This is a genomic window from Clostridium sp. CTA-6 (assembly GCF_054768115.1).
This window is the reverse complement of record NZ_BAAAAU010000003.1, coordinates 217267-235983: the sequence shown is the minus strand read 5'-3', so window position 1 is coordinate 235983 and position 18717 is coordinate 217267. Positions and strand designations below refer to the sequence as shown.

General features: G+C 29.9%; 18 protein-coding genes and 2 pseudogenes. 12 read left to right on the top strand and 8 right to left on the bottom strand.

From position 1 onward, the window contains the following. Positions 1-98 precede the first annotated feature (98 nt). Entirely contained in the window at positions 99-617 is a 519-nt protein-coding gene (locus ACYUDJ_RS06445; RefSeq protein ID WP_003489085.1) for a nitroreductase family protein, read from the bottom strand. A 684-nt stretch (positions 618-1301) separates the two neighbouring features. Between ACYUDJ_RS06445 and ACYUDJ_RS06440 the strand changes: the two genes are divergently transcribed. Then, the gene (locus ACYUDJ_RS06440) at positions 1302-1487 is read left to right on the top strand and encodes a hypothetical protein (protein WP_003489087.1); all 186 of its coding nucleotides are present in this window, start codon (positions 1302-1304) and stop codon (positions 1485-1487) included. Positions 1488-1566: 79 nt separating this feature from the next. Continuing rightward, complete coding sequence (locus ACYUDJ_RS06435; RefSeq protein ID WP_003489088.1) at positions 1567-1749, top strand: hypothetical protein; 183 nt, start codon at positions 1567-1569, stop codon at positions 1747-1749. A gap of 274 nt (positions 1750-2023) precedes the next feature. Here ACYUDJ_RS06435 and ACYUDJ_RS06430 read toward each other — a convergent pair. Further along, positions 2024-2494, bottom strand: a pseudogene (locus ACYUDJ_RS06430) (epoxyqueuosine reductase); the annotation flags it as partial. Positions 2495-2740: 246 nt separating this feature from the next. Here ACYUDJ_RS06430 and ACYUDJ_RS06425 point away from each other — a divergent pair. Then, entirely contained in the window at positions 2741-2947 is a 207-nt protein-coding gene (locus tag ACYUDJ_RS06425) for a hypothetical protein (protein WP_003356234.1), read from the top strand. 200 nt (positions 2948-3147) lie between these two features. Here the strand turns inward: ACYUDJ_RS06425 and mraY are convergent, their stop codons facing one another. Continuing rightward, complete coding sequence (gene mraY, locus ACYUDJ_RS06420) at positions 3148-4101, bottom strand: phospho-N-acetylmuramoyl-pentapeptide-transferase (protein WP_003489092.1); 954 nt, start codon at positions 4099-4101, stop codon at positions 3148-3150. A 427-nt stretch (positions 4102-4528) separates the two neighbouring features. Between mraY and ACYUDJ_RS06415 the strand changes: the two genes are divergently transcribed. The 3 genes from ACYUDJ_RS06415 (at position 4529) to ACYUDJ_RS06405 (ending at position 7250) form a co-directional block, all read left to right on the top strand. After that, the gene (locus ACYUDJ_RS06415; protein WP_003489094.1) at positions 4529-5389 is read left to right on the top strand and encodes a helix-turn-helix domain-containing protein; all 861 of its coding nucleotides are present in this window, start codon (positions 4529-4531) and stop codon (positions 5387-5389) included. Positions 5390-5570: 181 nt separating this feature from the next. Next, positions 5571-6134, top strand: a complete 564-nt coding sequence (locus ACYUDJ_RS06410) for a TetR/AcrR family transcriptional regulator (protein WP_003489097.1) — start codon at positions 5571-5573, stop codon at positions 6132-6134. A 24-nt stretch (positions 6135-6158) separates the two neighbouring features. Next, entirely contained in the window at positions 6159-7250 is a 1092-nt protein-coding gene (locus ACYUDJ_RS06405) for a radical SAM protein (RefSeq protein WP_003489098.1), read from the top strand. 248 nt (positions 7251-7498) lie between these two features. On the opposite strand, the gene ACYUDJ_RS06400 is transcribed toward ACYUDJ_RS06405, so the two are convergent. Both ACYUDJ_RS06400 and ACYUDJ_RS06395 read right to left on the bottom strand, forming a co-directional pair. Further along, positions 7499-7954 carry a hypothetical protein gene (locus ACYUDJ_RS06400; protein WP_042386317.1) on the bottom strand — a complete coding sequence of 152 codons (456 nt, stop codon included), beginning with the start codon at positions 7952-7954 and terminating at the stop codon, positions 7499-7501. 111 nt (positions 7955-8065) lie between these two features. Next, the gene (locus ACYUDJ_RS06395; RefSeq protein ID WP_003489103.1) at positions 8066-9238 is read right to left on the bottom strand and encodes a MerR family transcriptional regulator; all 1173 of its coding nucleotides are present in this window, start codon (positions 9236-9238) and stop codon (positions 8066-8068) included. Between the two features lie 218 nt (positions 9239-9456). Here ACYUDJ_RS06395 and ACYUDJ_RS06390 point away from each other — a divergent pair. The 5 genes and pseudogenes from ACYUDJ_RS06390 to ACYUDJ_RS06370 form a co-directional block, all read left to right on the top strand. Then, positions 9457-9615: pseudogene (locus ACYUDJ_RS06390) on the top strand (DUF1259 domain-containing protein); the annotation flags it as partial. Between the two features lie 92 nt (positions 9616-9707). Further along, on the top strand, positions 9708-9887 hold the full coding sequence (locus tag ACYUDJ_RS06385; protein WP_030033929.1) for an aspartyl-phosphate phosphatase Spo0E family protein: 180 nt from the start codon (positions 9708-9710) through the stop codon (positions 9885-9887). Positions 9888-10665: 778 nt separating this feature from the next. Then, a complete protein-coding gene (gene pduB / locus ACYUDJ_RS06380) occupies positions 10666-11364 on the top strand; it encodes a propanediol utilization microcompartment protein PduB (RefSeq protein ID WP_003489112.1) in 699 nt (232 codons plus the stop codon). A gap of 404 nt (positions 11365-11768) precedes the next feature. Beyond that, a complete protein-coding gene (locus ACYUDJ_RS06375; protein WP_061329651.1) occupies positions 11769-12881 on the top strand; it encodes a C45 family autoproteolytic acyltransferase/hydolase in 1113 nt (370 codons plus the stop codon). Positions 12882-12952: 71 nt separating this feature from the next. Then, positions 12953-13822, top strand: a complete 870-nt coding sequence (locus ACYUDJ_RS06370; RefSeq protein ID WP_043031675.1) for an AraC family transcriptional regulator — start codon at positions 12953-12955, stop codon at positions 13820-13822. Between the two features lie 136 nt (positions 13823-13958). On the opposite strand, the gene ACYUDJ_RS06365 is transcribed toward ACYUDJ_RS06370, so the two are convergent. After that, on the bottom strand, positions 13959-15191 hold the full coding sequence (locus ACYUDJ_RS06365; RefSeq protein ID WP_043031677.1) for an agmatine deiminase family protein: 1233 nt from the start codon (positions 15189-15191) through the stop codon (positions 13959-13961). A 47-nt stretch (positions 15192-15238) separates the two neighbouring features. Between ACYUDJ_RS06365 and ACYUDJ_RS06360 the strand changes: the two genes are divergently transcribed. Further along, positions 15239-16099, top strand: coding sequence for a MerR family transcriptional regulator (locus tag ACYUDJ_RS06360; protein ID WP_187648970.1), 861 nt, complete (start codon positions 15239-15241; stop codon positions 16097-16099). A 193-nt stretch (positions 16100-16292) separates the two neighbouring features. On the opposite strand, the gene ACYUDJ_RS06355 is transcribed toward ACYUDJ_RS06360, so the two are convergent. Together ACYUDJ_RS06355 and ACYUDJ_RS06350 are read right to left on the bottom strand one after the other, a co-directional pair. Beyond that, positions 16293-16730: a hypothetical protein gene (locus ACYUDJ_RS06355; protein WP_043031678.1), complete on the bottom strand. Its 438-nt coding sequence runs from the start codon at positions 16728-16730 to the stop codon at positions 16293-16295. Positions 16731-16935: 205 nt separating this feature from the next. Further along, positions 16936-18615 carry a recombinase family protein gene (locus ACYUDJ_RS06350; protein ID WP_011988840.1) on the bottom strand — a complete coding sequence of 560 codons (1680 nt, stop codon included), beginning with the start codon at positions 18613-18615 and terminating at the stop codon, positions 16936-16938. Positions 18616-18717 lie beyond the last annotated feature (102 nt).

The window sequence follows — 18717 nt, the reverse complement described above, 5'->3', positions numbered from 1 at the left end:
TTCTTAGCGAACTGAATAGTTTATAGGTGTATTTTTTATATTTGCGGTTTTAAAATTAAATATATTTTATACTAGTAAGTATCTAATAAACTTTAATTTTAAAAATGATTATAAAAAACAGTTTGGGAAATATCTTTTCTTTTTTGGTGATTAGGATTTGGTTTTGCATCCTTACTTGGATAACCTAGTGGCAAAAGGCATATTGGTTCAAGATTTGTTGGTATACTAAAAGCATTACGAATAGTATTTGGGTCAAAATGACCAACCCATGTTGTACCCAAGCCAAGTTCAGCAGCTTGTAACATCATATGTGTAGCAACAATACTCCCATCAATATCAGTATGGCTTTTCCCATCATAACTGCGTTTCCAAGCTTCATTTTTATCCGCGCATATAAGTAAAGCCATAGGTGCATTGAAGTGATAAATTGTACAAGTTTTTAGTTTTTCAAGAGCTTCAGTATTTTCAATTACTAAAATTCTTTGAGGTTGATAATTTACAGCAGTTGGAGCTAATTGTCCTGCTTTTAAAATTAAATCTAGTTTTTCTTGTTCAATCTTTTTGGTATCAAAATTTCTTACAGAATATCTTTCTTTAGCTAAGTCTATAAAATCCATATAAACATCTCCATTCTATAATATTTATTTTCCTGTCTTCTTTTATTATAATAATTACAAAGCAGAAAAAGAAGTATGCACTTTTTAGTAGCATACTTACCATTAGGAGAGTGTAATTAAATTTATTAGTATTTACTACTGATAAGGTTAACCTGTGACAAACCCAAAAAAACATCCGTTGTATAAATTGGCAGGAACAATAAAGAATATGAAGGAATATTTTTATAGAAGGTTAATAGTATAGAGTATATTTTACCATCCTGTCTAATAGCAAAAAAAATCCATTATTAAATATGTTTTTATTATATCCAAGATATGTCGATTTAAATGAAAATTTGTATCTTAATCTAATTATATAATTAGATTAAGATGCGAACATATTAAGGAATATGAACATAATATAGAAGTATAGCCAGTAAAAAATATAGAAAGGTGTTATTTATGTGGGCTTGCAAGGCATTTATAATAATATTATTAGCATCAATATTATTAACATTAATATTTATAAAATTAATATTTATATCAATATGCACCAATATAAAACCATATAATTATAAATTCACAATAGATTGTATGGATAAAGATAATAAGGAGTGTACTAGAGTTAATTTATATGCTCAAAATTTATATTTGAATTCTCACTCTTAAACTTTAACTTAAGAATAAAAAAGAGGTGAACAATTAATGGAAACAAATAATATAGATATGGAAGAATTAATGAAGATGAAAGAATTAGTAGATATGGAGAAATACGAGAAGGATAATGAGAAAAAGTGGGATAAACATGATAGAAATTCACACTGTGGTAAAGTTAATATATATACTAGGAATGTTTATTTATCCATAGATTGCCATGGACATAAATGGTAATCTAATTATATTTTAAAAATTATATTTGAATTCTTACTCATAAACTTTAACTTAAGAATAAAAAAGAGGTGAACAATTGATGGAAATAAATAAGATAGATATGGAAGAATTAATGAAGATGAAAGAATTAGTAGATATGGAGAAATACGAGAAGGATAATGATAAGAAGTGGGATAAACACGATGAACATTCACACTGTGGTGAGGTTAATATATTTACTAAGAATGTATATTTAACTATAAATTGCCATAGACACAAATAGTAATCTAGTTATATTTTAAATTAATTACTCTGAGGTAGTTCTTAATTAGAACTACCTCAGATTATTTCTAGAGTTTTTTACAATATAGAAAATTAAGAATAATAATTGGATATAATAGTAAATAAAAAGAAGAGCGATAATTTATCACTCTTCTTTCGACGTCAAAAAATTTTTTTACTTTTATCTTCATTTTAAAAACATATGTTATCTGGAAACCATGGAATATGACGGATATTTGAATGTGACATGTATAGTTAATTTTTCTAATTTATAATCAAGGTTTTCTATAAAAAAAGGTACATGGTGTATTTACTACACACTTTCCACATACTTCACTACCTACACTGTTTGGATGATTACCAGATTTATTGGTGTAAGAGCTTCCGAATTCTGTATATAATTCTGCATTTTTTCTTAGTACGACATAACATTTATGTCTATCATATCCATCTAAAGTCAATGCACCTGATGGACAATGTTTTACACATATACCACAGCTTCCATTATTTTTATATAAGCAAAATTCATCTTCTAAAGGTGAATCTGGTTTAACATCTAGATTGGTTACAATGGTGCTATATCTTCCGCAGCATCCAATCTTAGTTATAAGCATATTATTGATACCAAAGGTTCCAAGACCAGCAACTTTTGCAAAATGTCGATGAGACCAATTCCTTTTTAATATCTTTTGGTCAAAGGTGGAAGTTTATGGTGAAATACCTGCATGATATCCTATTTTTTTAATAAAAAATTTACAAATGAAACAATATCTGAATTTTACAATGAAAGACTGAGCAATTTATATTACGGGTTAAGTGAATGTGTTAGTAATATTGAAGAAATAAAGAAAGTAAAGGCTATATGAAAGTTGAACTTTATAAAGAATCATTAGAAAATAATGTAGAAGAAATTTCTATAAGAGAAAATTAATAATGTAAAATATTTTAGGTTTTATTGAAGCATACTAATATTATAAAGGAGAATGATAGCCATGAAAGTAAAGATAGTATGCCAAAGAGATTATGAAACAAAAGAAGTAGAGCTACCCATGAATGAAGAATCATTATTAAATATTCAAGGGAGTGTACTTGAAAGAGATACATTAGGGTATATAGCAGGAGCAGATGTAAAATATTATGATGATGAGGGAAATGAAATAGAAAATGTATTTCTTCTCAATAAGCAGCTACAAAATTAGAGGTTTAAGAAGTAATTTAGGCAAAAAGTATAACTATAATTTAATGTAATAAAAAATAGTAGCATCCAATTGCGAATAGGGACTACTATTTTTTTAGATTTTTTCTATAGTAAGTATAACTTATTATTGTGATAGTATCTACAATTTTGAGGTTTTAATCAGTGGAGTAAGTTTGTTACGTTCAAAAGTAATACTGTTAATTACATAGATAAAAATCCAATAAGACATAAAATTGTTGTTATTATAGAAAATACTGAAACTATTTTGGTTTCATGCCAGCCATGTAACTCAAATGAGTGATGAATAGGAGCCATTTTAAAAATACGTTTACCAAATAGTTTAAAAAATACTATTTGAATTAATGATGATAATGCTTCAATAACATAAATTCCTCCAACAATGATAATAATAAATGGGTTTTTGAGTATCATAGCTATCGTTGCGATAGCACCACCAAGGGCTAAAGAACCAGTATCCCCCATAATTATTTTAGCGGGATAGCAATTATATCGCAAGAATCCTAATAAAGCTCCTGCTATACAACCGCAACTAATTGATAATGTATAATGACCCATTCCAAAAGATAGAAAAATAAAGAATGTTACTATAAGTAGTGTTATAGAAGTAGCAAGTCCGTCTAAACCGTCTGTTAAGTTTAATGCATTAGTTGTTGATACGTAATAAAAAATAATAAAAGGTATGTATAAAATTCTTAAGTCAAATAGTTTTTTAGTAAATGGAAACATAATTATTGAACCAATTGAAGGATTATAGTATGAGTAAATGGCAAAAATACTTGATACAAAAAGTAATAAAATCATTTTTCCTTTTGAAGTTAATCCTTCATTTTTTTTATGTATTTTCTTTAAAGTATCATCAATGAAACCTATCAGTCCAAAAGCAATAAGTGAAGATATTACAAGCAAGAGTTCTTTATTATAATTTTTTATCATAAATAACATTGTTATTATTGATGAAAAAATAAAAATAATACCACCAAATGTAGGAGTTCCAGCCTTTTTTTTATGGCTTATTGGAATTCCATTTTTAATGCTTTGTCCTAGATTTAATTTTTTAAATAATGGGATAAGAAACAAACTAGTAATTGTAGATAATAAAAAACTGAATAATACAGCATATATAATAGTACTCATAGTAAATCCTTTCTAACTTAATATTTCTTAACGTCTATTAAGTTCTTAATAATGTTGTAATTTCTATAGTGTAATTTGTTATAAATATATAGCTTCTAGTCCTTGTATAATACTAAGAAATTAATTCCAAGTTTCATTGCTGCAGCACAGTTTTTAATATAATCATCAATAAATATTGCTTTGATTTTATTTTCGTCAATAATCCTCCTATCAATATGGAATTTCAAAAATTGGATTTGTTTTAGCTAACGTTGATTTTTTATAAGAAAAGAAGAAAAAGTTATTTTAGCTTCATAATTATGGTAATATAGTGATTGAGTTGTAACAATAGATATATATTAGTATCAAAATAAATTGAAAAGTATAAAATACTAAATTGAATATTATTCAAGTAACTTGATTATGAATATAATTTGGAGGGATAATTTTGAAGAATGAGTTATGTAAAATTAGAGAAATAGATGAAAAGGTAAAAGATAGGTTAGAGTATATAAAATCTAATAATGATAGTATGATATGTGATATTAATACAATAAAAGCTTTAAAAAATAATATATATGAAAAAACATCTAAAATATTTATATATAACTTAAAAAAGCTCATTCAGTTAGAAATAACACAAAAAAATCTTGCTAAGAAAATAGGTGTTTCAGAAGATTTACTTTCTAAATACAAATCAGCAGAAGCTTTTCCATCTATAGAAACCTTAATATATATTTGTGAAGTATATAATATAAGCATAGATAAACTTACTTCTATTCCACTAACAGCAGCTGATATGGAAAACTTAGAAAATAATATGGATATTAATACAGATATATTTGAAGATAAATATTATGTTTATTTTTTAGTTACTAATATAGCTAGAGAAGGAGCTATACATGAAGGTATTGTTGAATTTTTCAATGATAATGTAGTATTTAAAATTCTTTCAAATGGCGAAGTTGTTAAGTTATTTAAAGGAGACTACAATACTTTTGATAAGCTTATATTCTTCAATTTACAAAGTACTAATGACGGCATTACATATATAAATATGGTCAAACCTAATGTAAATAAAAATAAATATGTGGGAGGTATAGCTTTGCTTATGTTACCTTCAGATGCAAATAGTAAACCTTGTGCTCAAAAAATTCTCTTCAGTAAAATAAGGGTAGATAGGGAATTGCATTACGAAAGATTAAAAAAACTTTTAAGCTTTTCTTGTCAAGAAACAACTTTTGAACATATAAAATTATCTTCAGTTGAAGATGAGGATGCTTATAATTTTATTAGAAAGTTGATTTAATCCATCAATAGGATTTTAACATGATATTTTACTCTCTTCCTAAGATTAATGCTTTAGGTGAGAGTTATTTTATTATATGAAATTATAAAATTTATTAAATACAATTTTAAATATTGCTATATTATAACAAATAGTTTATAATCAAACGTGTATAAAACATGTTTGAAAATGAGGCGATGAGTTGGATAAATCTAACAATACTAAAAATCAATTAATAGAATCAGTAATGAAATTATTGCAAGAGTGTGACGATGTTTCAGAAATAACATCAAGAAAGATAACAGAAAGAGCAAAAGTAAATTTATCAACAATAAATTATTATTTTGCATCCAAAGATGAATTAATAAATATTGCAGCAAATAAATTAATACGAGATTTTGCCAATGCTTATTTTGAAGATATGAAAAATGATGTAAAGGCACCAAAAGATAAACTTAGATATTTTTTAACTCGTATTAGTGATATAGTTGTTCATTATAAAAAATATACAAAGGAAATGATGCCATATATTTTATTAAAGGGAGAATTTACTGAAACTATTGAAATACTTCCTTTAGTTAAAGAATGCTTTCAAGGAAGTAAAAGTGATGAGGAGTGTAAAATTATTTCATATCAATTAATTTCATTTATGCAATTAGTATTTTACAGAGCAGATGAATTTAAATTCTTTAGTAATATTGATATTAATATTAAAGAAGAAAGAGATAAGCTTATTGATATTCAATTAGATTTATTTTTTAAATAAAGAGTTTTGGGGGGGGGATAAATAATGAGTAAAGAATTTAATTTATCTGAATATATGAGTGAAGGTATTGAAAATATAGTAAAGAACGTTTTAAAATCATCTATAAAAAATCCAAAGGAAGCTGCATTTGTAATAAAGTATATGTTAGCAGTAAAGGATGCAAAAAATAAAAGGGATATGTTAGAAAGTAACGGAGAGCATATCTCACCATTTTTAATGGTAAGTATCGCTACTAATTGTAATTTGCATTGTAAGGGCTGTTATGCAAGAGCTAATAAATCATGTGGAGATAACTTAAAAGCTAGTGAGATGTCAGAAAAAAGATGGGGAGAAATCTTTAATGAAGCAAAGGAAGTTGGAATCTCATTTTTATTATTATTAGGGGGAGAACCGTTGATGAGAAGAGGGGTTATTGAAAAAGCTTCTTCTGTTAAAGAAATAGTTTTTCCAATTTTCACAAATGGAACTATGCTAGATGAAAGTTATATAAATTTATTTGATAAAAATAGAAATCTTGTGCCAATGATAAGTATTGAAGGTGATAAGGATCAAACAGATGAAAGAAGAGGAGAAGGAACTTATAATTCAATAATGACTGCAATGAATAGCTTGAATAAAAAGGGGATTTTATTTGGAGGTTCTGTAACCGTAACAACTGAAAATATAATAACTGTTACAAGTAAAGAATTTGTACAGGAGCTTTATAATAAAGGGACAAGAGTATTAATATTTGTAGAGTACGTTCCAGTAAATAACTCTACTAGAAATCTTGCACCTACGGATAAAGAACGTTTAATATTAGAAGAAAAGATAGAAGAATTGAGAAAAGTATTCGAAAACATGGTGTTTTTATCATTCCCTGGTGATGAAAAATATTCAGGTGGATGTTTAGCTGCTGGAAGAGGTTTTTTTCATATAAATGCTAATGGTGGAGCAGAGCCATGTCCATTTTCACCATATTCAGATATTAATTTAAAAGAGTGTAGTTTAAGAGAAGCCTTAAAATCACCATTATTTAAAAAGCTTAAAGATAATGAAATGTTACTTGGAGAACATGATGGTGGATGTTTATTATTTGAAAAAGAAGACCATGTTAAAGAGTTGTTAGGATTGTAATAAAGTGAGAGTGAGCAAATGGTGTTAAAAATACCTATGTTTTCTGAGGGGTGATGAAAAAATATATATACTATGATATAATTTTCCATGCAAATTAAAAGATAGGAATTACCTGTTGCAGCAACTCGGCTCATTTAATGGATACCAAAAAAGAAGAAAATAGATATATTAAGTTTTGTAACTAGAGAAATAGAGAATGTAACATAAAAGATTAAAAGTTAAGGAGGATATGGTTTCCCACACCCTCCTTATAAATTCTGACAATTTATGTTATATAACTTTGCAGCATTCATTATTTCCATAGCAGCCTTTTTGAACTTATCCATTTCCATTGTGAGATTTTTAAATTGGCTATTAGTCTCAAAAGTATGGGTATTTTTTAGTATCTCAATGAATGATAAAGCTTTCATAAAATTATTAGACGCTGGGGTAAGGAGATTCATTGTCCAATAACAGATACTTTCAGGGGAATAACTTTTAGTTACAACAAGGCATTCCATAAATCCATGACATCTAAAATGATAAAATCTACCGTTGCTAAAGTATGAAATAAAATTTGAGAAATCATTGCTTTTATTTAAGGAATCATCTTTTAACAATTCATTTATAATGTTTTCTATAATCATTATTCGTTTACTAAAGTTTTGTAATAATTCCAAAGTATATGTTGAAATTCGATCATAGTGGTGTAATATACAAGGCATCGTCTGTCCTCCAATATTTTATTATTCTATACACTATATGAAGGACATAGACTATTTGGCACTTCTGTATTATTTTCTGCTTAACATACTCTTTTGATAGTTTCCAATTTATTATTTACTATGTTCAGAATAAAATTTCAAAGCTTCTCCAATAAATTTAGATGCATCCTTCCCATATCTTTTATCTACAGCATTCATCCCTTTATTGGTATTTGATAAATAAATATCCGCCATAACAGAGAAAAATCCCTTATAGTCCAATCCCGTATTTCCTTTATAAAATTCATAATTCCTTTTAGTTGTAGCTGCTATTTCAGAAACAATTTGCTGAATTTCCTTTGAAGTAGGATCTTTACTTAAATCATCTGTAAGCTTTTTATATAATATTTCTAATTTAGGCTGCTTATCTTGCAAATAAATTTTAAAGGTTTCTCCAATAAATTTAGCCGCACCTCTTCCGTATTTTTTATCAACCTCTTCTATCCACTTAGGCTCTAGGGAATTGGTCATCATATAGTACCAGGTGTTATCTCCTCTATCCGTTTTAAAAATTTCATAGTCTTTTTTAGCTATATCCGTTATCTCTTTAGCAATTTCTTGAATCTCCTTTGAAGAAGTATCTTTACTTAAGTCGGCTGTAAGTTTTTTATATAGCTCTTTTAATTTAGGATGCTTATCGTAAAGAAAATCATTTTTAAACTCATCATATTTTTCTTTTCTAGTTATTAACATATCATTGTTTAACTCGTTCCTAACAGCTTCAGCACATTTCTTTATACTTGCATACTGCTTTATAATGTTCTTAGCAATTTTAGTTTCATTAGCTTTCATCTTTTCAATCATTTCATCAGATTTATCTATACTTCCCCAATTCTTAATTACTCTATCCTTATTTTCTTTCTTGAATTCTTCCAATACATTATAATATTCAGCCATATCAAATTCTTTAAAACTCATTGTATTTGCTCCTTTTAAGGTTTTATTTATAAGCTCTATTAAGCCATCTAATCTTTTGCGTTTTAACATAAGCATCTTTTTTTGATTTTTTAGTGCTTGCATTTTATCAAAGTATGGACTCGACATTATCTCTTTAACATCTTTTAAAGGTATGTCAAGTTCTTTAAAAAATAAAATTTGCTGCAAGGTTTTAAGGGCTTCATCATCATAAAGTCTATATCCTGCTTCTGTAATTTCACTTGGTTTTAATAATCCTATTTCATCATAGTAATGTAGTGCGCGCACACTTATTCCTGCCAAATCCGAAACTTGTTTTACTGTTCTCATTTCTATACCTCAAAGTTTGATTTTAGAGCTATCAATATTATCTAATACTGAGCCGGCTGCGAGTTTTTGCTAATATAGGTAAGCTCTACGTATATATTGCACTACGACGTGGCGTTAGAGTCAACACTTTTTCAAAAAAATTTAATCCTAAAAATCTTTAATATTGCTTAAATATTTATTTATAGCTATTATTGATATTTGGTACGCATAGTTTTTATTCAACTGAGGATCCTGATAATGAAGGTAGAACTCTTAATTTAGGAGAGACAGTTATTCTTGAAGAAGAAATAAATAGATTTATATCTATTTTAAGAAAAAAGGGAATATTAGTTACTGCACTTCATAATCATTGGCTATTTGATGAACCAAGGTTAATTCCAGGTGCCTTTTATAAAAAAGAATTAACGTATTGATAATTAGAATGATTAAAAACAATTCCATAGTTAATACTAATTGTGGAGGTGTTAGCATGTCTGAGTTAGAGGATTTATTAAAAGATATAGAGATATTAAGAACGCAATTAGAGCGTTTAATAAATGAAAAGCAAGGGAACTTAGTTGATCCTGAAGTAGTAACTTCGAGTAAGATATTAAATGCAGCATTAAATCAGTATAATAAGCTTATTGATGAAAAGTTAAAAGAGAAATAAGCCATTAATAGGACTCAGTGTGTTGATTTTTAGTGATTTCAATATACATGAACTTTCCATATGGAATTTATGGCTTGTAGTATCATTTCTGCTGATGTTATTCTATGAAATTTGTTGGATTAGATATTTTAGGAACAAACATACTGAAGAAAATTTTTATAGTAGTTTTTATTGGATTACAATACCTCTTGCAAGTTTACACGTTATGGCTTTTTTATTATTAGATACTTAAAGGAATTTTTTAACATTTTCACAATATTAATATAGTGGCTTCCCAATAAGTTAAACATAGATAGCCTTACTTAAAGAAAAGAACCCTAATAAATAGGGTTCTTTTTATATGGAGTTTTCTATATATTGGTGTATTGTCTTGGTAGATGCTATAGATAACTTAAGATTAGAAATTGAAACTCTTAAATCATTGCTAATGTGGCTAAGAACAGAACTTAAGAATACGTAATTTGATTACTAGATGACATAAGTACTTAAATAAGAGGTGCAAACAATGTTCTTTGAGAATTGAATAATAGGGTGTGAAAAAGTAGAATTACTTCACATTTATTTAGAAAGGCAATTATCTTTACTAATAAAAATTATGATATAATTACCTCTAGTAAAGTAAAAGTAGTAATTCAAATAAAATATATCCAAGAAGTAATGCCCACCAAACTATATATTTTGAACAAAATTATATAAGCAGTAGTAGAAAAAACACTTAGTAAGGAAGTTGTTCAAGTAAGTAAAAATAAGAATGTAGTAGAAAAGAGAGGTACTAGCAATGAATACATCATCATCAATAACAGAATTTGTAGGAACGGCAATTGGAGATACCATTGGCTTAGTCATAGCTAATGTTGATTGTTTTCTTCATGAAAAAATGGGATTAGATAAAAAATATCGGTCTCTAGGAATAATTAGTGGAAGAACAGGTGCAGGACCACATATTATGGCAGCAGATGAGGCTGTAAAAGCTACTAATACAGAAGTAGTAAAGATTGAAATGCCAAGAGATACAAAGGGTGGGGCAGGGCATGGTTGCTTAATCATTCTGGCAGCAGAAGACGTAACAGATGCAAGAAGAGCAGTAGAAGTTGTTCTTAAGGAATTAGATAGAACTTTTGGGGATGTTTATACATGTGATTCAGGGCACTTGGAGCTTTCATATACTGCAAGAGCAAGCTTGGCATCAGAAAAAGCATTTGGTGCTCCACTTGGAAAAGCTTTTGCGATAATTGCTGGTGCTCCAGCTGGTATCGGTTTAGTAATGGCAGATACAGCAATGAAAACTGCAAATATTGAGATGGTAACATATGCAAGTCCAGATGCAGGAACAGCACACACAAACGAAGTAATTATAACAGTTACTGGAGATTCAGATGCTGTTAGAGAATCAGTAATAGCCGCAAGAGAAATTGGTTTGTCATTATTGAAAGCAATGGGGCAAGAGGCTCAATCTGCTACTAAACCATATATTTAGCAGATGATTTATTAATCTGTTTTTTTCTTATTAAATGATCTAACTATAAACAGAGTTCTTGGCTTCAGAGGGAGTTTTTACTCCCACTGAAGCTTATTAACAGAATTCTTAGGAGTTTTACTCCTTAGAAGTCGTTATCCTTTAGGGGAAATCGTTATCCAGGGACGTAACTGCTCTTTACTCCCACTTTGAAGAAGATGGGAGTATTAGAGCGGGTAGTCATCGGATAAAAAGCCAATAATTTATTTGAGCACCGTATTATTCAAATCTGAATTTTACGGTGCTTTTACGTCATAGAAAAATTGTTTATACACATACCCTATAAATAGCAGAAAATATCAGGCATAAATTTTTTAGAAATGATAACTTTATATTACAAAATAAAGTTAAGGAGAAAAGTATTTATGAAAAACTTAAAAGCTTGTTATTATGAATTAGAAGGTACAAATTATGAAGTAGGTAAATTATTAGGAGAAAAAATGAAAGCTACGCCACAGTGTCTAGAGATGCAAAAAATCCAAAAGTATCCTTTCTCAAAAGAGGAACAAATACAAATTATAAAAATGTTTGATGAATATTGCCCAGGAATTAATGAAGAAATTCAAGGTTTTACAGATGTATTGGGACTTGATAAATTTCAAGCATTATATTATGCAATGTCATTTCTTAAACCAGGCTGTAGTCAAATGGCTATATTGCCTCAAAAGACTAAAAACAATCATGTATTATTGGCTAGAAATTATGAATTTAACGATGAAATGGAAGAACTTATTTTATGTACTACTAAAATTAAAGGAAAATATGCTCATATAGGTACATCTATGGTTCAATTTGGTAGAGGAGATGGGATGAATGAATGTGGGCTTGGAGTTAGTCAAACATCGACAGGTATACCAGTAGCTAATAATATTGAAGGGGCTAGGAAACCTGCAATTGTGGGATTACAATTTTGGGCAGTTATAAGATCAGTATTAGAAAATTGTAAGGATGTTAATGAAGCTATAAAATATGTTCAGAGTGTACCAATAGCATATAATATAAATCTTATGGTTGCTGATAAAATGGGAAATGCAGCTCTAATTGAAAGTTTAGATGGCAAAAAAGCAATTAAACGTATTTCAGCTAATACAAAAGAACAATTTCTATGCTCTACAAATCATATTCATTTTGAGGAATTGAAGAAATATGACCCTAAGAGTATGAAAAACTCAGTAGTACGATATAATTTAATTAATAAATATTTAAATAGTAAAGAAATAGTTACACAGGACAATCTTAAATCATTGTTATCTACCATGTATCCAGAAGGATTGTGTTGCCATTATTATGAAGATTTTTTTGGCACACTAAGGGGGATGGTATTTGATTTAAATGATGGAACTGCAGATGTATGTTTTGGATCAACAGCTTTAAATGATTGGCATACCTTTAAAATAGACAATGGGAAAAAATATTTAGAGTATCCAGCAAAGATTATAAAGGATAGAGCACCAAAAGATTTTTATGAATTAATATAAGAAGTTAAAAAGGGGGCTAAGCTAGCCAGTGATGTGAAGTATATAATCAAGAAAGGATTTTGTGATGTATCATGGATTATATTAAATCATTAGAAAAAGCAATTATGTATATTGAGAAAAATTTGGATGAAGATTTAAAAACGGAGGATGTAGCAAAGTCTATTGGTTATTCTTACTATCATTTCACTCGTTTATTTGAAGGATTGTTAGGTGAAACTATTGGAAATTATATACGAAAAAGAAGAATTACAAAAGCAGCGCAAGATTTAATATATACAGATAAAAAAATTATAGATATAGCATTAGATTTTCAATTTAAATCACCAGAAGCATTTGCAAGAGCATTTAAAAAAATATATGATATCAGCCCTACTGAATATAGAAAAAATAGAATTGATGTACTTAAGGGTAATAAGAAATATATAGATAATGAAAGATTAAAGCATATTTTGAATAATATTACCATTCAACCAGTAATTAAAGTTATTCCTGAAGTTAAAGTTATAGGTATAAAAGGAAAGACTTCGCTGAAAAATAATTTATTACCCGATTTATGGAATTCTTTCAATAAGAGCAGTTCAAAAATAATAAATAGGGCTGAACCACTTAAATATTATGGAATTTGCCAAAATGATAAGCCTAACAATGAATTTGGTGAAAATGTAGCATATAGTGAAATTGTTGGCACAGAAGTTACATCTTTTAAATATATACCAGAAGGAATGGTAGCTAAAGTTATTGCACAGGGGAAATATGTAGTGTTTACTCATAAGGGAAGTGTAGAAAAATTACAGGAAACTTATGAGTATATTTGGGGAACATGGATTCCCTTTTCTAAGGTAGAGATTGATATAAGAGATGATTTTGAATTATATGATGAAGGATTTAAAGGAGCAAATAATCATTTATCAGAGATTGATATTTATATTCCTATAAAATAGAGCATGATACTTGAGAGCAAAGTTTTTAAGGATTGCAATTAGGTTAAAAAATTTGATGTTTTTAGGTATAACTCTTTAATAATGTAGATATAAGAAAAAGGGGGATGGTTTAATAAAACATCCCTTTTTATATTATTTATTTTGTTGCTGGAATATTTCTTGTATGGCAATGAATTCCTCCACCATATAGATTAAGTGCTAATGTATTAACTTGTACAATGCGATGATTTGGGAAAGCAGTTTTTAAAACATTTAGTGCTTTTTCATCTTTTTCTTTGATTAACTCTGACATTCCTTCTTCGTAATACTTTTGAGCTATTACTACATTATTTGCAATTAAGAAATTGCAATAACTTAGTGCTGGTAATACGTTTATAGAATCATCTGGAAAGGGTGTTCCATTTAGCAATATCCCATTCATATCTTCTTTTGCTTCACTCCAATGGTTATAGGCATCATCCTTTGGATATAGATCAACATATATTGGTTCAGGAACAGGCATTTTAAGGATTTTGAAAGGCTTTCCATCAGAGCTTTTGGCAGCTTTCACAGCTTCAAAGTCTTTGTCTAATCGTTCTTTGTTTAATGCATGAAGTTTACTATTTAAAGCTTCTTCATCAGAAACATATGCCATTAAAATTGTATCCTGGCTAACAAACCTACAAATTTCATCAATGTGTCCGTTAGCAGAGGCTGAACGAAAAGAATTAAATGTATTATCAGAAGATGGGATTGGTCCACAATATGAGTATTCATCATCATAGGAGCATTGCGGAAGCCAGATAATTTGGTCTAAATTAAATACTTCTTTTAGCTCTTTTTCTACTTCAGCAATAGTTTTATTAGGATTACGTTTATCCACCTCAGTTTCTTGTATAGCCATCATAACGCCACGACCATTAAACTCATGATCTCCACCTTCACTAATTAGATTAGAGTATCTTGTATTTTTTATTCCAACACTTTCTGCGTGGAATTTACTAAAGCCATATAAAAGCTTAGAAAGCTCATCTTCTTCAGAATAATATCCATACATGTCAAAATGAAAATCAACTCTAGCACGGTTTCCCTTGTTACTTATCATTATTTCAGCACCAAAATCACGAGGATATACGATGCTTGAAGGAAATATTACAAATTTGATTAAGGTTATGTCAATGCCTTCATTAGTTAGTACTTTTTGTGCACGATTTTGTACATCCATATCAAAGCAACAAATAATTACTTTTACTTCTTCAATGAGAGCTTTAGCTATTTGAACACTTACAATATCATTATTTAGTTTGCTAGTGGCATAAGCACTTAGAGGCCATATAATCATTACAGATTCTTGTTTTTCAAATTCTCCTATAGTTCTATATGTTTCCATATTAAAATCTCCTTTATAATTTTATTATTGCAATTTATCTAATTAAGATGCATTATAAAGTATGGAGTTACTCAATAGTCAAGGAGGGGATTTATATAGATAGAAAAAATTTTAGAACCTTTACAACTGGTGAATTTGCAAAGAGATTTGGGATTAAAAAAGATACATTATTATATTATGATAAAATAGGTTTATTTAAACCAGCAGGAAAAAGTGAGAATGGATACCGTTATTATACCATACCACAGTTTGATATTTTTTGGGTAATTCAGTCTTTAAGAGAGCTTAATTTCCCTTTAAAATCATTAGACAATTATCTTAAAGAACCATCACCAGAGGAATTAATTGCATTATCAAAGAATCAGCTTAATAAAGTAGATGAGGAAATTGAAAAATTGATACAAATTCGTTCTATTCTTAATAGAATTGTTCTTCAATCAGAGGAAGCTTTAAATGCCCCTCTAGATAAAATTATACTTATGGATATTGAAGAAGAACCTATATTATACAGCGATAAAAATCCTTTGAAAAGTGATACGAGTAATGAAGAATGGTCTGATTATTATGAAGAATTTTTTAAGAAAACAGAATTAAAGGGACCTGCATTTGTTGGCTCTGTCATTGATAAAAATGATTTGCTTTCAGGTAGGTTTGGCAGAATTGATAGGTTATTTGTTCGTATGGATAAACCAGATGCTACCATAAAGCCAGCAGGATTATATGCAGTAACTTATTATAAGGGTTCTTATGAATCAATAGTAGATTTTTATAAGGGATTTATGAGAAAAATTAAAGAACAAGGGCTTACCATATGTGGTGATGCCTATGAAGAATATTTACTTAATATATTAGCTACACAAAATAGTAGGGATTTTGTAACAAAAATTAGTGTTGCAGTAAAAAAATAGAATATTGCTATTACGCTAAATTACTAAAGAAAATAAAGATTAATTAATGAAGAAATTAAAATACAGCCAGTACACTGAGAGTTATCCTCAGTGTACTGGCTGTATTTTATTTGATACTATAAAATGCTTGCTTTTTTATAGTTTTTGCACTACCAAGCATTATAGTTTATTTATACAATTCAGTTTATTATTTCTATCCAACAATTGGACATAAAGGAACTCTAACTAAAACGAGTTCATCTGTTGTGCTAGTTTCAACGTCAAATACTAAAAATACATTTCGGCCAAATAAAAATGGACAAATAAGATTTACTTCTCTTCCAGGTGCTGGAGTTGGAATTTCATCTGGACCTACTATTTCGCAACGACCAACTGATCTTATTAATTCTGCTGCTTGAGCAGGTGTTATTCTTATTATAAGCACTTCTTCTATATCTTCACCAGGTACCTCTACTTCTATTTCAACAAGTAATACAAAAACATTAGGAGCTAACTCAGCAACGCATGCTGCTCCAATTGAAATAGGATCATCGTGACATTTTTTGTGATTATCCGTTATATTTTGATATTCTTGACAGCTTTCATCATTATCAATTATTTGATATTCTGGTGCATTCACTATATTCACCATTCAATTTTATATTAGAGATAGAGGGCATGTCCCTATCTCTAATATATAATATTCTATATTAAAAAAAATGTTACTACTTCTTATGCAAAAAATAAGATCTTTTTTATAAATTACTATGTTTAGAAGTTAATTGGAACTATATAGTATCATAATATGAGTGTTATATATTAGGAAAACCAACAAGCTCTGTTCGTGTGTAGGTGTCTTATCCTACCTGTAAATGCGAGTTGACTTCGATATACTGGATAATGCGGCGCAGCTCGTCGGCAAACTTAAACCGTATGCTTATGTCGCCGCCCTCGTATACTTTGATATGGTCAACCAGTTCGATTAAGATTTCTCTTGTCAGCTTGTCGATGTTCTCGTATTTTCGGAAAGTTGCTAAAAAAGGATTTTCGGTGTCAATGCCATTTTCCAGTTCGTCCCGCTCTTTTTTCAGATTGGCAATCACTGTGCCAATGGCTTCATTTTGCTGTTCATAATCTTCACTCATGTGGCGGTAATCATTATGTGTGATATGACCGTCTTTCCAGTCCTGATAAAGTGCTTGCTTGTACCGCATGATTTTGGTAAGCTCTTTTTCTTTTGCGGTAATCAGTTCATTCAGCCGTATCGACTGGCTTTTTTTGAGCGGAGCCAAGTTAATTTTTGATACAATAGCGGAATAGCTGACTGCAAGATGTACCTGTTGCCGGATTGCATAGAGTACAGCCGCTTCAAGCCTTGTGCTTTTAATAGAGTGCATAGTGCAGGCTTTTTTAGAAAGGCTCTTATATGTTCCGCATTGGTAGTAAACGTACAATTCCTTGCTTGCTATCCGCGACATTGCCCGGCCACAATCCGCACAGCGGAGAAAGCCGCTAAACAGATAAAGCTGTTTCTGTTTTGGAGAAGTGCGGGTGTCACGCTTTAGCAGTTGCTTAACCTTTTCAAAGGCTTCGCGGTCAATAATCGGTTCATGGGTATTCGGGACAACAATCCAGTCTTTTTCAGGTACAGCTTCGATTTTGTGTATCTTGTAGCTTTTCACACGGTTTCGCCCCTGTGCCATATCTCCAACATAGACGGGATTTTTCAGCATATTGCTGATAGTAATGGTACTCCACATGGGCTGTGTCTGTCCGTTGGGGCATTTGTACTTTAATCCCTGACTTTGCTTGTAAACGGAAGGACACATAACACCGTGGTCGTTCAGATGATTCACAATAGCCCTGACGGTCATACCGCTTAGACACATGGAAAAAATCTGCTTTACCACTTCGGCGGCTTCATGGTCTACCAACAAAGCGTGTTTATCATTGGGGTCTTTGATGTAGCCATAGGGGGCATAGGAGCCAATAAATTCGCCATTACGTTTCTTGTAGTCAAACACCTGACGGATTTTCTTTGAAGTTTGGTAACAATACTGGTCGTTCATTACGTTCGTTATAGGAACAAGAATACTTGATACGCTGTCAGGGTTCAAATAACTGTCTACGCCCTCTGCCAAGCTGATAAAGCGTACATTCATCTGAACAAACAAATTTTCAATCAGGCTCCCGGCGTCCGTATAGTTACGGGAAAGACGGGAAAGGTCTTTGACAATCACGCAGTTTACCTTTTTCGCGTAAATGTCGGCCAGCAGTCTTTGAAAATCTGCCCGGTTCGTGTCTGTACCTGTGCAACCGTCATCAACATAGGTTTCGGCGCTTTCAAATTCATCAAGGTGCTGTCTGTAATAATCATCAAGCAACTTTTTTTGATTGGTGACACTGTTGCTGTCGTCCTTGCCACGATTCAAGTCCTCTTTGGATAACCGGATATATTTTGCAAGATTCCACCGTGTAGGATTATACGAAAATTGAGAAACAGCAGTATTTGTTTCCCTGTTTTTGGTTCGTGCCATGCTTCCTCCTTCCTATCACATTACACTTACATTATACCATTTCAGCATAATGCGAACAATGTTGTCGAGGGCTTAAAAATACCGTTAGATAGCTGATATTAC

Excerpts from the sequence above, each read along its gene's own strand:
- ACYUDJ_RS06360 (WP_187648970.1), top strand. The coding sequence starts at position 15,239 with ATGCATTATAAAGTATGGAGTTACTCAATAGTCAAGGAGGGGATTTAT.
- ACYUDJ_RS06400 (WP_042386317.1), bottom strand. The coding sequence starts at position 7,954 with ATGCCTTGTATATTACACCACTATGATCGAATTTCAACATATACTTTG.
- ACYUDJ_RS06440 (WP_003489087.1), top strand. The coding sequence starts at position 1,302 with ATGGAAACAAATAATATAGATATGGAAGAATTAATGAAGATGAAAGAA.
- ACYUDJ_RS06395 (WP_003489103.1), bottom strand. The coding sequence starts at position 9,238 with ATGAGAACAGTAAAACAAGTTTCGGATTTGGCAGGAATAAGTGTGCGC.
- ACYUDJ_RS06370 (WP_043031675.1), top strand. The coding sequence starts at position 12,953 with ATGGATTATATTAAATCATTAGAAAAAGCAATTATGTATATTGAGAAA.
- ACYUDJ_RS06365 (WP_043031677.1), bottom strand. The coding sequence starts at position 15,191 with ATGGAAACATATAGAACTATAGGAGAATTTGAAAAACAAGAATCTGTA.
- ACYUDJ_RS06445 (WP_003489085.1), bottom strand. The coding sequence starts at position 617 with ATGGATTTTATAGACTTAGCTAAAGAAAGATATTCTGTAAGAAATTTT.
- ACYUDJ_RS06350 (WP_011988840.1), bottom strand. The coding sequence starts at position 18,615 with ATGGCACGAACCAAAAACAGGGAAACAAATACTGCTGTTTCTCAATTT.
- mraY (WP_003489092.1), bottom strand. The coding sequence starts at position 4,101 with ATGAGTACTATTATATATGCTGTATTATTCAGTTTTTTATTATCTACA.
- ACYUDJ_RS06405 (WP_003489098.1), top strand. The coding sequence starts at position 6,159 with ATGAGTAAAGAATTTAATTTATCTGAATATATGAGTGAAGGTATTGAA.
- ACYUDJ_RS06435 (WP_003489088.1), top strand. The coding sequence starts at position 1,567 with ATGGAAATAAATAAGATAGATATGGAAGAATTAATGAAGATGAAAGAA.
- ACYUDJ_RS06385 (WP_030033929.1), top strand. The coding sequence starts at position 9,708 with ATGTCTGAGTTAGAGGATTTATTAAAAGATATAGAGATATTAAGAACG.
- ACYUDJ_RS06355 (WP_043031678.1), bottom strand. The coding sequence starts at position 16,730 with ATGGTGAATATAGTGAATGCACCAGAATATCAAATAATTGATAATGAT.
- pduB (WP_003489112.1), top strand. The coding sequence starts at position 10,666 with ATGAATACATCATCATCAATAACAGAATTTGTAGGAACGGCAATTGGA.
- ACYUDJ_RS06375 (WP_061329651.1), top strand. The coding sequence starts at position 11,769 with ATGAAAAACTTAAAAGCTTGTTATTATGAATTAGAAGGTACAAATTAT.
- ACYUDJ_RS06425 (WP_003356234.1), top strand. The coding sequence starts at position 2,741 with ATGAAAGTAAAGATAGTATGCCAAAGAGATTATGAAACAAAAGAAGTA.